13 protein-coding genes are annotated in these 12,088 nt (G+C 68.9%); 5 read left to right on the top strand and 8 right to left on the bottom strand.

What is annotated here, in order from left to right; all coding sequences use genetic code 11:
* The 4 genes from J7E68_RS00860 to J7E68_RS00845 form a co-directional block, all read left to right on the top strand.
* Positions 1-489: MFS transporter (locus J7E68_RS00860; protein WP_215168983.1), on the top strand; the 489-nt coding region annotated here is incomplete at its 5' end.
* A gap of 103 nt (positions 490-592) precedes the next feature.
* The gene (locus tag J7E68_RS00855; RefSeq protein ID WP_215168981.1) at positions 593-1,123 is read left to right on the top strand and encodes a GNAT family N-acetyltransferase; all 531 of its coding nucleotides are present in this window, start codon (positions 593-595) and stop codon (positions 1,121-1,123) included.
* Positions 1,124-1,243: 120 nt separating this feature from the next.
* Positions 1,244-2,722, top strand: a complete 1,479-nt coding sequence (locus tag J7E68_RS00850) for an amino acid ABC transporter substrate-binding protein/permease (protein WP_215168979.1) — start codon at positions 1,244-1,246, stop codon at positions 2,720-2,722.
* Complete coding sequence (locus tag J7E68_RS00845; protein WP_215168977.1) at positions 2,719-3,447, top strand: amino acid ABC transporter ATP-binding protein; 729 nt, start codon at positions 2,719-2,721, stop codon at positions 3,445-3,447. The genes J7E68_RS00850 and J7E68_RS00845 overlap by 4 nt, the downstream gene beginning before the upstream one ends.
* Positions 3,448-3,711: 264 nt before the next feature.
* Here the strand turns inward: J7E68_RS00845 and purD are convergent, their stop codons facing one another.
* Together purD and J7E68_RS00835 are read right to left on the bottom strand one after the other, a co-directional pair.
* The gene (purD, locus tag J7E68_RS00840) at positions 3,712-4,989 is read right to left on the bottom strand and encodes a phosphoribosylamine--glycine ligase (protein ID WP_215168975.1); all 1,278 of its coding nucleotides are present in this window, start codon (positions 4,987-4,989) and stop codon (positions 3,712-3,714) included.
* A 168-nt stretch (positions 4,990-5,157) separates the two neighbouring features.
* Positions 5,158-5,838 (bottom strand): CoA pyrophosphatase, encoded by a 681-nt coding sequence (locus tag J7E68_RS00835; protein ID WP_215168973.1) that lies wholly within the window; start codon positions 5,836-5,838, stop codon positions 5,158-5,160.
* A 109-nt stretch (positions 5,839-5,947) separates the two neighbouring features.
* Here J7E68_RS00835 and J7E68_RS00830 point away from each other — a divergent pair, with 109 nt between their 5' ends.
* The gene (locus tag J7E68_RS00830) at positions 5,948-6,319 is read left to right on the top strand and encodes a sterol carrier family protein (protein WP_215168971.1); all 372 of its coding nucleotides are present in this window, start codon (positions 5,948-5,950) and stop codon (positions 6,317-6,319) included.
* Between the two features lie 37 nt (positions 6,320-6,356).
* Here J7E68_RS00830 and J7E68_RS00825 read toward each other — a convergent pair whose 3' ends face one another.
* From J7E68_RS00825 to J7E68_RS00800, 6 genes are all read right to left on the bottom strand, one after another.
* The gene (locus tag J7E68_RS00825; protein WP_215168969.1) at positions 6,357-7,145 is read right to left on the bottom strand and encodes an ABC transporter ATP-binding protein; all 789 of its coding nucleotides are present in this window, start codon (positions 7,143-7,145) and stop codon (positions 6,357-6,359) included.
* On the bottom strand, positions 7,142-8,215 hold the full coding sequence (locus J7E68_RS00820) for an iron chelate uptake ABC transporter family permease subunit (protein ID WP_215168985.1): 1,074 nt from the start codon (positions 8,213-8,215) through the stop codon (positions 7,142-7,144). Before J7E68_RS00820 ends, J7E68_RS00825 begins: the two co-directional genes overlap by 4 nt.
* Before the next feature lie 5 nt (positions 8,216-8,220).
* Positions 8,221-9,270, bottom strand: coding sequence for a FecCD family ABC transporter permease (locus J7E68_RS00815; RefSeq protein ID WP_396652476.1), 1,050 nt, complete (start codon positions 9,268-9,270; stop codon positions 8,221-8,223).
* 26 nt (positions 9,271-9,296) lie between these two features.
* Positions 9,297-10,331, bottom strand: coding sequence for an iron-siderophore ABC transporter substrate-binding protein (locus tag J7E68_RS00810; protein WP_215168965.1), 1,035 nt, complete (start codon positions 10,329-10,331; stop codon positions 9,297-9,299).
* A 303-nt stretch (positions 10,332-10,634) separates the two neighbouring features.
* Entirely contained in the window at positions 10,635-10,838 is a 204-nt protein-coding gene (locus J7E68_RS00805; protein WP_042538190.1) for a cold-shock protein, read from the bottom strand.
* 78 nt (positions 10,839-10,916) lie between these two features.
* Positions 10,917-12,032, bottom strand: a complete 1,116-nt coding sequence (locus tag J7E68_RS00800) for a helix-turn-helix transcriptional regulator (protein WP_215168963.1) — start codon at positions 12,030-12,032, stop codon at positions 10,917-10,919.
* Between the last annotated feature and the right edge of the window lie 56 nt (positions 12,033-12,088).

Below are 12,088 nucleotides of genomic sequence, written 5' to 3'. Positions count from 1 at the left end.
CCGGGCCTGCTCTGCGTCGTCGTCGCGCTGATCTGGTACTCGGCCCTGATCAACATGGACACCCCCATCTGGATGTTCCTGCTGCCCTCGGCCCTCATGGGCATCGGCAACGCGGGCATGTGGGGGCCGCTCGCCACCACCGCGACGCGCAAGCTGCCGCCGCGCCAGGCCGGTGCCGGTGCGGGCATCTACAACACGACCCGCACCATCGGATCGGTCATCGGTTCGGCATCGATCGCGACGTTCATGCAGTCCCGTCTCGAGGCGAATCTGCCGGGCCTCGCCGACGCGCCCTCGGGGATCAGCGGCGGCTCGCTGCCGCCCGAGGTCGCCGAGGGGTTCGCCGCCGGCATGTCGCAGGCGATCCTGCTCCCGGCGTGCGTGATGGTCGTCGCGCTCGTCGCATCGCTCTTCCTCGGGCGGTACGACAAGGCGGATGCCGCGGCATCCGTGCCCGCGGAGGCGCCCGCGCCCGCGCCCGCGGCCTGACCCAGGCCCGACGCGAGCCGGGTCTTCTGCACGACGGTGCGAAAGACCCGGCTCTCTCTGACCGGCTTTGCGACGGACGGCCGCGGTGTGATGTCATCGTGCGATGACGATCGAGCTCACGAGGCCCACCACCGACCTGTTCGACTCCTGGGCGGCAGCCGTCGCCGAATTCGGTGACGGGCACGTCGACGGATCGGGTCTGCAGGCACCGGTCGCCCCCGACCGGGCAACGCTCGACGCGCTGATCGCGAAGTCGACCCTGCTCTCCGACACGACAGCCGAGCTGCCCGAGGATGCGGTGCACAACGACCTGTACTGGGTCGTGGACGACGGAGAGGTCGTCGGGTTCCTCTCCTTCCGGCATGAGCTGAACGCCTACCTGCGCGAGGTCGGCGGTCACATCGGCTACGCGGTACGGGAATCCCGGCGTCGTCAGGGCTATGCGTCAGCGGCGCTGCGGCTCGGACTCGAGCGCGCGCGCGAGATCGGACTCGACCGCGTGATGGTGACCTGCGACGACGACAACGTCGGATCCTTCCGCACGATCGAAGGTGCCGGAGGCGTGCTGCAGGACGTCCGCGTGCTGCCCGAGCACGGCGATGCGCCGGTGCGTCGCTACTGGATCACGCTCTGACGCCGAGCCCGCGAACCGCACTCGGAACACGGCGACACGCCGTCGCCGGTTAGGGTTGATGGTCGACGACCATCCCAGTGGCAGCATCCTGTCGCCCATCCGATCCGAGGAGCATCCGTCGTGATCCGAAATCCCTCTCCTGCGTCTGCGCGTCTGCGCACGTTCGGACGCACCGTCGGGGCGATGGCGCTCACGGCGTTCATCGCTGCCGGCGCGCTGCTCGGCGGAGCGTCGGCTGCGACCGCCGCCGACGACGCCGAGACCTATGTCATCGGCACCGACACGACGTTTGCGCCGTTCGAGTTCACCTCTCCCGACGGCGAACTCGTCGGTATCGACATGGACCTGCTGCGCGCGATCGCGAAAGATCAGGGCTTCGAGGTCGAGATCCGCCAGCTCGGGTTCGACGCCGCCGTCCAGGCGCTGCAGGCCAACCAGGTCGACGCGGTCATGGCCGGCATGTCGATCACCGAGGAGCGCCAGGAGACGTTCGACTTCAGCGAGCCGTACTTCACCAGCGGCATCCAGCTCGGGGTGCTCGAATCCAGCGACATCGAGTCGCTCGACGATCTCGACGGCGAAGCCGTGGCTGTCAAGACCGGCACGCAGGGGCAGACCTTCGCCGAAGAGAACCAGGACGAGTACGGCTTCCGCATCACGCCGTACCAGGACACGACCGACATGGTCGATGCCGTCAAGGCCGGTCAGGCCGTCGGCTACTTCGAGGACTTCCCGGTGCTCGCCTACGGGATTCAGCAGGGATCGGGCTTCCGCCTGATCGGAGAGCCGGAACTCGGCGGTGAGTACGGATTCGCGGTGAACAAGGGCCAGAACCCCGAGCTGATCGAGATGTTCAACGCGGGCCTCGAGAATCTGCAGGCATCCGGCGAGTACGACAAGATCGTCGACAGCTACCTCGCCGGCGGCGAGGAGACCACGCAGGCGACCGACATCTTCTCGGTCGCGGTGAAGTACTGGCCCGCTCTCATGGAGGGCCTCTGGCTCACGATCCTCGCGACGCTCGTCGCGATCGTGGCCGCATTCATCCTCGGCCTCATCTTCGGCTTCGGCCGTGTCTCGGCGTTCGCACCGTTCCGCTGGATCGCGACGGCGTACGTCTACGTCTTCCGCGGCACGCCGATCCTCGTGCAGGCGTTTTTCGTGTTCTTCGCCATCCCACAGCTGTTCCCCGGGCTCACGTTCAACCCGTTCGTCGCCGGAGCCATCACGCTCTCGCTGAACACGGGTGCGTACATGACCGAGATCATCCGCGGTGGCATCCAGGCCGTCGACCCCGGTCAGGCTGAGGCGTCGCGTTCGCTGGGCCTCGGACACTGGAAGACCATGCAGAAGGTCGTGCTGCCGCAGGCGTTCCGCATCATGATCCCCTCGTTCGTGAACCAGGGCATCATCACCCTCAAGGACACCTCGCTGATCAGCGTCATCGGCCTCGCCGAGCTGACGTTCGTGTCTCGTCAGATCATCGCCTCGACGTATCTGTCGGCCCAGGTGCTGACGATCGTCGCCATCATCTACTTCGTCGTGATCACGCTGCTGACGCTGCTCGCGAACCGCCTGGAGAGGAAGTTCAACGCATGAGCAAGATCGAGGTCAGAGACCTGCACAAGTCGTTCGCCGACAATCATGTGCTCAAGGGCATCGATCTCACGGTCGAAGACGGCGAGGTCGTCGCGGTCATCGGTCCGTCGGGGTCGGGCAAGTCGACGCTGCTGCGCTGCCTCAACAAGCTCGAGGAGCCGACGTCGGGTCATGTCATCATCGACGGCGTCGATCTGACCGACAAGAGCGTCAAGCTCGACGAGGTGCGCCAGCGCATCGGCATGGTGTTCCAGCACTTCAACCTGTTCCCGCACATGACCGTGCTCGAGAACATCACGCTCGCCCCGGTCGAGCTCGGCAAGCTGTCGAAGGCCGAGGCGACGGAGCGTGCGCTGGGGCTGCTCGACCGCGTGGGTCTGGCTGAGAAGGCGGATGCCAAGCCGGCATCCCTCTCGGGTGGTCAGAAGCAGCGCGTCGCGATCGCGCGCGCTCTCGCCATGGACCCCGAGATCATGCTGTTCGACGAGGCCACCAGCGCCCTCGACCCCGAGATGGTCGGCGAGGTGCTGCAGGTCATCCGCGACCTGGCCTCGGGCGGCATGACGATGGTGTTGGTGACGCACGAGATGGGCTTCGCCCGCGAGGTCTCGGGCCGCACGGTCTTCATGGACGCCGGTGTCGTCGTCGAAGAGGCACCGCCCGCTGAGCTGTTCGGCGCCCCGAAGAACGAGCGCCTGAAGGACTTCCTCTCGAAGGTTCTCTGAGCGGCCCTCCGTGTCGAAGGCCCCCATCCGGTTGTCGGGTGGGGGCCTTCGGCGTCTGGGCGCGTTCTCCACCCGGTCCTCGGGTGTGCACGGCTTCGGAGATCGAGCCCGGCGCGCCGGGGCAGGGGCGGATGCTGCGGCGCGGCGCGCTCGGCATCCGAAGCTGTGCCCGGGCCGAGGGCGGGGCGGGTCGGGGGCGGTGCCCGGGGCGGTGCCGGGTGAGGGGCGGTGCCGGGTCGGGGGCGGTGTCGGTGACGGGCGGTGCTACTCGGCGACGCGGGCGGCGATGTCGGTGCGGAAGTGCGAGCCCTCGAGGGTGATGCGGCCGATGGCCTCGTATGCGCGGTCGCGGGCCGTGCGGAAGTCCGATGCCACGGCGACGACGTTCAGCACGCGGCCGCCCGTCGCGATGAGCGAGCCGCCGGGTGCATCCGGGCTCGCGGTCGCCGCGTGCACGAGGCGCACGCCCTCGATGGCAGCCGCGTCGGCGAGACCCTCGATCGGGCGTCCGGTCTGCGGCGCCTCGGGGTAGCCCTCGCTGGCGAGCACCACGGTGATCGCGACGTCGTCGCTGAAGACGGGCTCGGGCTGGTCTTCGAGCGTGCCGGATGCCGCGGCGAACAGCAGCTCCGACAGGGGGGTCACGAGGCGCGGCAGCACGATCTGCGTCTCGGGATCGCCGAAGCGGGCGTTGAACTCGATCACCCGGACGCCGGCGGGCGTGAGGATGAGGCCGGCGTACAGCAGTCCGATGAAGGGGGTGCCCTCGCCGTCGAGCTGGCGGATGACGGGGAGTGCGACGTCGCGCGTGACCTCGTCGACGAACGCCTGCTCGCTGCCGAACTGGTCGGCGAGCCACGGCAGCGGCGAGTACGCGCCCATGCCGCCGGTGTTGGGGCCCTCGTCGCCGTCGAGCGCCCGCTTGAAGTCCTGCGCGGGGCTGAGCGCGCGCACGGTGTCGCCGTCGCTCAGGAAGAACAGTGAGACCTCGGGGCCTGAGAGGAACTCCTCGATCAGCACGGGTCCTGACGGCAGGTAGTGCGCGGCGTGCGCGAGCGCGTCTGCACGCTCGGACGTGACGATGACGCCCTTACCCGCGGCCAGTCCGTCGGCCTTCACGACGTAGGGGGCGCCGAGCTCATCGAACGCGGTCTCGACCTCGGCGGTCGTGGTGGCACGCACCGCTCGTCCGGTGGGCACGCCCGCGGAATCCATGATGCGCTTCGCGAACGACTTGGATCCTTCGAGCTGAGCCGCGGCCTTGCCCGGGCCGAACACGGGGATGCCGTGCGCGCGCAGCACATCGGCGACGCCGGCGACCAGCGGGGCCTCGGGGCCGACGACCACGAGGTCGACGGCGTGCTCGTTCGCGAAGGACGTCACCGCCGCGCCGTCGAGCATGTCGACCGAGACGGGCGTCGCATCCTGCGCGATCCCGGCGTTGCCGGGGGAGACGAAGATCTCGTGCTCCGCCTGCTCTGCTCGCAGAGCGAGGATGATCGCGTGCTCACGGGCACCGGAACCGAGGACGAGAATCTTCACGTATCCAGACTACCGACGCGGGCGCGCGGGTTTCGGCGGGTTCCGGGCCGGGGTCCGAGTCGGGGGATAGGCCGCAGTGCTCCGGAGTTATGGAGCGACGGGCGTTCGTGACACAGGAAGAACGGGGCGCGCGGGCTGATCTCTCAACGAGAAACCGGCGAGACCACGTCAGAGTTCGATCGGGCGCTCGACCGACGGGTCCCAGTCCACCGTCCAACCGGCGGCGTCGAACAGCGCATCGAGCACCATCGCGGTGAATCCCCACACGATCGTGCCGTCGATGTCGAAGGCGGGGCCCCGCCAGGTGCGACCCAGGCGGTGGATCGTCGACGTGTGCCGGTTCGCGGGGTCGAGCAGCCGCGCCACGGGCACGCGGAAGACCTCGACGGTCTCGGCGTGGTCGACGGCCGCGACGCGCGACGGCGTGCGCCACCATCCGAGCACCGGCGTCACGAGATGGTTGCTCGCGGCGCGGGGCAGCTCGGGCAGCGTGGCGAGGATCTCGACGCCCGCAGGATCCAGCCCGGTCTCCTCTTCGGCTTCGCGCAGCGCGGTGGCGACCGCATCCGCATCCTGTTCCTCGGTTCTGCCGCCGGGGAATGACACCTGCCCGGGGTGCGACGAGAGGGTCGCGGCCCGGCGCTGCAGCAGCACGTCGAGGTCGGCGGCGACGGTCGACTCGTCGGTCTGGGCCGGGATGCGATCGAGGCGCCCGAACAGCACGAGCACGGATGCCGGATGCGCACTGTCGCCGACCGCCGGGAAGGGCTTCGCCCACGCCTCGCCGCGTCGTGTCGCTGCGATCAGCTCGGCTCGTGCGCCGTGCAGGGTATCGGGATTCTGGCTCATCGCCTCGAGCCTATGCCCGTGCGTGCAGGGGCTGGGCGGATGCCGGTGCGACCCCGGTGCGCCAGCGAAGGAGATCTCCTTCGCTGGCGCCCGGCGTACCCTGGTGCTCATGCCCTCCAGGAAGATCGACATCATCGACGGCCGCGCGGCTCTCGATGCGGTGCGTCGCGCGGATGCCGTCGGCGAGAAGCCGCAGCGCACCGATCTCGCGACCACGGTGCGCTACCTGCTGCAGCTGCTGGATGAGAAGGCACCCGGCAACAGCGTCGAGGTGCGGGTGCCCCCCTTCGGAGCGGTGCAGGTCATCCAGGGCCCGCGGCACACGCGCGGCACCCCGCCCAACGTCGTCGAGATGGATGCCGCCACCTGGATCGCCGTGGCGACGGGTGCCGAGCACTGGTCGGATGCCGCGGCATCCGGTCGCATCAGTGCCTCGGGCACCCGGGCCGATCTCACCGACGTGCTGCCCCTGCGCCCCTGATTCCGCTCGGCCCCCGAGCCCCCGTGGTCCGCCCGGCTCAGAACCCGCGGCGCGCGACCACGAGCGGCACGCCCGTCGCCGGATGCGGGAACACGTCGACCGGCTGGCCGTAGACGTCCTCGATCCGCTGGGCGGTGAGCACGTCGGCGGCGGCGCCGGTCGCGGCGACACGGCCCTCCGACAGCAGCGTCACCCGGTCGGCGTGCGCGAGGGCCGCGTTGAGATCGTGCAGCACGATCGCGACGGCGATGCCGGCATCGGCCTGTGCGCGGATCAGACGCATGACGTCTTCATGATGCTTGAGGTCGAGTGCCGCCGTCGGCTCGTCGAGCAGCAGGATGTCGGTCTCCTGCGCGAGCGCCATGGCGATCCACACGCGCTGGCGCTGACCGCCCGACAGCTCATCGACGCTGCGGTCGGCGAGATCGGTGGTGCCGGTCGCGGCGAGAGCATCCGCCACGACCTCGTAGTCGTGGGCGCTCCAACGCGCCAGCATCTTCTGGTGCGGATGCCGTCCGCGACCGACCAGATCGGCCACCGCGATGCCCTCGGGCGCGACCGGCGACTGGGGCAGGAGGCCCAGGATGCGCGCGACCTCTTTGGTCGGACGCGCGTGCACCGACTTGCCGTCGAGCACGATCTGACCGGCGGTCGGCGAGAGCAGTCGCGCGAGCGAGCGCAGCAGAGTCGACTTTCCGCATCCGTTGGCGCCGACGATCGTCGTGATCTTGCCGGGCGCGATCGCGAGGTCGAGGCCGTCGATGATCGTCCGGTCGCCGTAGGCGAGCGTGACGGACTCGGCTGTCAGGGTGTGCGCCTCGGTCACAGGGAGCCTCCGGAGCGGTTGGTGCGGATGAGCAGATAGATGAGATACGGGGCGCCGAGCACGCCGGTGATCACCCCGACCGGGTAGCGCTCGCCGAACGCGAACTGGCCGATGAGGTCGCCACCGAGCACGAGCACGGCTCCGATGAAAGCACTGGGCACGAGCAGGTTCGCCCCGGGCCCCGTGATGCGGGCCGCGATCGGACCCGCCATGAACGCCACGAAAGCGATGGGGCCGGTGGCGGCGGTGGCGAACGCGAGCAGGGCGACCGCGCCGAGGATGAAGAGCAGGCGCGTCGTGTTGACCCGCACCCCGAGACCGGATGCCGAGTCGTCGCCGAGCTGCATCGCCCCCAGAGCCCTGCCCTGCAGGAGCAGCAGAGGCACGATGATCACCGCGGCGATCGCGAGCGGCGTCACACGGTCCCACGACGCGTTGTTGAGGCTGCCGGTGAGCCACTGCATCGCGGTCTGGATGTCCCAGTTCGCCGCGCGCGACAGCATGTACGAGATGATGCTCTGCAGCATCGCCGCGACGCCGATGCCGATCAGGATCAGCCGGGTGCCGGCGAAGCCGTTCTTGATCGACAGCAGGTAGATGACACCCGCCGTCACGATGGCCCCGCCGAGGGCGAGCAGCGAGACGACCGGACCGTTGAGCGACAGCACGATGATTCCGAAGACCGCGGCGGCGCCGGCACCGTTCGAGATGCCGATGATGTCGGGCGACGCGAGCGGGTTGCGCAGCAGCGTCTGGAACGAGACGCCGGCGATTCCGAACGCGAAGCCCGCGAGGATCGCGAGCACCGCTCGGGGCAGTCGCAGCTCGCCCACCGTGAACGACGCGCCCGGCACCGTCTCGCCGAGGATCACGCGGATCACCTCATCGAGCGGGTAGAACGTGTTGCCGATCATCAGCGCCACGGCGAACAGCACCAGCAGCATCGCGCCGAGCACGATCGTGGCGAGGGCATGGCGACGGTGCCGCGCACGGCGTCCGGCGATCACAGCGGCGACGCCGCCGCCGGTGCGGTCGGATGCCGAGGGAGTGTGGGCGGCGGCCCGATCGATGGTGCTCACAGTTCACGCACCTTCTGACGGCGGACGATCCAGATGAAGAACGGGGCTCCGATGATGGCGGTGATGATGCCGACCTGGATCTCCTCGGACGTGGGGGCGATGACGCGGCCGACGATGTCGCTGGCGAGCAGGAGAGCAGCACCGGCCATGGCCGAGAACGGCAGCAGCCAGCGGTGGTCGGTGCCGATCAGCATGCGGCAGACGTGGGGGATCACGAGTCCGACGAACCCGATGGGTCCGGCGATCGCGGTGGCCGCTCCGGCGAGGATCACGGCGCCGAGGGCCGACATGAGCCGCGTGCGGAACACGTGCTCGCCGAGGCCCTTGGCCATGTCGTCGCCGAGGGCGAGGGAGTTCATGCCGCGGGCGCTGGCGAAGCAGATCAGTGCGCCGAGCGCGAGCACGGGTGCGGTGATCGCGATGCGCGGCCACTCGGCGCCGCCCACTCCGCCGATCTGCCACGACTGGAAAGCCTGCAGCAGGTCGACACGCGGCAGCATGACGGCGCTGATGAGCGAGGCGAAGGCGGCAGAGGTCGCGGCCCCCGCGAGAGCGAGTTTGAGGGGAGTCGCCCCGCCGCGGCCGAGCGAGCCGACGGTGTAGACGAACGCCGCGGCGAGGGCTGCTCCGATGATCGCGAGGGCCATCTGGCTGTACGCATCGGTGAGGCCGAGGAAGGCGAGGCCGAAGACGACGGCGAGCGATGCGCCGTTCGAGACGCCGAGGATGCCGGGGTCGGCGATCGGGTTGCGGGTGACCGCCTGCATCGTCGCGCCGGAGAGCGCGAGGGCCGCGCCCACGAGGATCGCGAGCACCGTGCGCGGGAAGCGCTTGATGATCGCGGCCTGCGCGAGCGTGTCATCCTGCCCCGCGAGGGCGGCGAAGATGTCGTCGATGCTCACCGAGCGCACGCCGAAGCAGATCGACAGGATGCAGAGCACGAGCAGCACTCCGAGACCGACGAGCAGCCAGAGCGTGCGCGCCCATGCCGGGCGCCGCAGGTCTGCGGTGCCCGGCAGGGGAATGGTGACAGCGGTCACGGGAATTCAGTGCGCGAAGGTGACGCCGAAGGTCACTTCGCGGCGAGCGGTGCTGCCAGCAGGCCGAGGTAGTCGGACAGGCCCCACTGGATCGACAGCGGCGACGGGTTGGCGGACGCGGCGATCGGGGTGGAGTCGGGCAGGATCACGATGTTGCCCTCGGCGATCGCGGGGATCTTCGACAGCAGCGGGTCGGCCTGCATGGTGGCGATGAGCGAGTCGTCGCCGTACGTCACGAAGACGTCGACGTCGTCGAACGCGTCAGCCTGCTCGGAGCTCACCGAGAGGTAGAACTCCTTGCTGTCGGCGTTCTCTTCGACGATCGACGGCAGCGGAAGGCCCAGGTCGTCGTGCAGGTATCCGGGGCGCGTGTCGATCGCGGTGTAGTAGCCGACCTGGCTCAGGTCGCTCGGGTCGATGTAGGCGAACAGCACCTTCTTGTCCTTGAGAGCGCTGTTCTCTTCGAGCGCGGCCTCGGCGTCGGCGTGCAGCTCTTCGATGAGGGCGTCGCCCTCTTCTTCGAGACCGAGGGCCTTCGAGTTCATCTCGATCATGTCGTCGACGGGAGTGCCCCAGGCGACCTCGGGGTACGCGACGACCGGAGCGATCTTCGAGAGCTGGTCGTACTCCTCCTGCGTCAGACCCGAGTACGCGGCGAGGATGACATCGGGCTGGGTGTCGGCGACGGCTTCGTAGTCGATGCCGTCGGACTCGTCGAACAGCACGGGTTCTTCGCCGCCGAGCTCGTCGAGCTTCTCCTCGACCCAGGGCAGGATGCCGTTGTCGTCATCGTCGCCCCACGTGGCCTTGCTCATGCCGACCGGGACGATGCCGAGGGCCAGGGGCACCTCGTGGTTCGCCCACGCGATCGTGGCGACACGCTCGGGCTTCTCGTCGATCGTGGTCTCGCCGAACACGTGCTCGATCGTGACGGGGAAGGCGCTGTCGTCGGCGGGGTTGCCACCGGCGGAGTCGGAGTCGGAGTCGGTCGACGACGTCGCGCAGGCCGTGAGGCCGATGGCCAGGGCCGCGGCGACACCGGCGGCGAGAAGACGAGAGGTGCGCACAGGCGTTCCCTTCGGGTTGGGATGAGGGGGTGCGGCGCAGAACGCGCCAGGGCTTTGGTAAGCCTGGCCTAATCTAACAGAAAGTTAGGCAAGCCTCATCTCGAGATCTTCGGCCCGCGCGGCATCCTCATCCTCGCTGCGGGGTCGAAAGCGCATCCCCCGCGCCCGAATCGGATGCGTCACTGACCCCGAACCGGCGTTCGGATGCGGTCGCGGCCACGCACGCGCCGAAAGCCTCCCGGGTATACAGAAAGCCGGCCGGATCCGTGAGGATCCGGCCGGCTTCAGGAAGTCTGCGCGAGCTCAGAGAGCGCGGATGTTCGCAGCCTGCATGCCCTTGGGGCCACGCTCAGCGTCGAATTCGACCTTCTGGTTCTCACGAAGCTCCTTGAAACCGGAGCCGGTGATTGCCGAGTAGTGGGCGAAAAGGTCGTCCGTGCCGTCATCGGGAGCGATGAAGCCGAAGCCCTTTTCAGCGTTGAACCATTTCACAGTGCCAGTGGCCATGTGTTTTCTACTTTCTGTTTTCAAAACGGCCGCTTTCGCGACCCGCGCCGTGACGGAACGTCCGAAATACGCGCACGCTCAACGTACCACGGCAGCCTGACCGCTGGCTCCGAACTCTGACTTCTGCTGAAGAACGGCTGCTTCTGTGCGCGTGCTGACCCCGAGCTTGCGCAGCACCGCCGACACATGCACGCTCACGGTCTTGACGCTGATGAACAGCCGCTCGCCGATCTGACGGTTGCTCAGCCCCTCGGCGATCAGCTCGAGAACCTGCCGTTCGCGGGCCGTGAGCTGGTCGGAATCCACCGCGAGGCGCACGGATCCGGATGCTGTGCCGAGGCCCGCCGCAGCGCGGAAGGCATCGACGGCCAGTGTCAGGGGCACATGACCGAGACGCTCTGCCGTGCTCAGGGCATGCACGAGCAGCGCGGTCGCCTCGACCCTCTCTCCGGCGTCGACGAGCAGGCGTGCGAGCTCGAGTCGCGTCGTCACTGCGAAGATCACGGGCACGTCGTCGTCGTCTGCGAGGTCGACCGCGTGGCGCAGGCCCGGAATCGACGGTGCGAGAAAGGCGTCGAGGATCCCCTCCCAGCGATCGCCTCGCAACTGAGGCGCCTGGGCATGCCACTCACGGCGGACTTCGTCGATCGCGACCCCGACCTCGGCTCCGGCCGCCCGCAGTTCGGCGATCAGCCACGCGGCCTCGAGGAGAAGACGTCGCTGATGCAGGAAGACGGGACCCGGGTCGGCGAGCATCGCCCTGATCTCGTCGAGTGCGGCGGCGAGATCACCGCGACCTTCTGCGACGGCGACACGCATCATGACCTCGTCGTACCAGATCTGCCGCTCGACCCGGCCGGTCTCCTCGAAGGACGGATGCCATTCCCGCAGGATCTCCGCCGCCTCTTCATGACGCCCGCGCCACGAGAGCACGCGGACTCGGGTCATGGTCGAGTACATGTGCGAGATGCGCAGGGTCCTCTGCGCGAGCTCGCGCGCCAGCATCCCCTCGACCCGTTCGATCTCGCCCATCTCGAGCAGCGGCACCGCCATGTTCTGCGTCATCAGAGCACCCGTGGTGCGTTCGACGCCGAAGGCACGAGCGGGCGCCAGCCCTTCTTCGGCGACCCGGATCGCATCGCGGTACCGCCCCAGCAGTCCGAGCAGGTCGGAGTAGTTGACCCGATACCGCATCTCGGCGTTCGTGCCCCTCGCCAGCCGCAGCGCGAGCGCCTAGTCGCGGTGCCCGG

Origin of the sequence: Microbacterium sp. ISL-103, from assembly GCF_018613995.1 — a bacterium.
GTDB lineage: Bacteria > Actinomycetota > Actinomycetes > Actinomycetales > Microbacteriaceae > Microbacterium.
The sequence above is the reverse complement of the archived record's forward strand: the minus strand, read 5'-3'. Positions and strand labels throughout refer to the sequence as shown.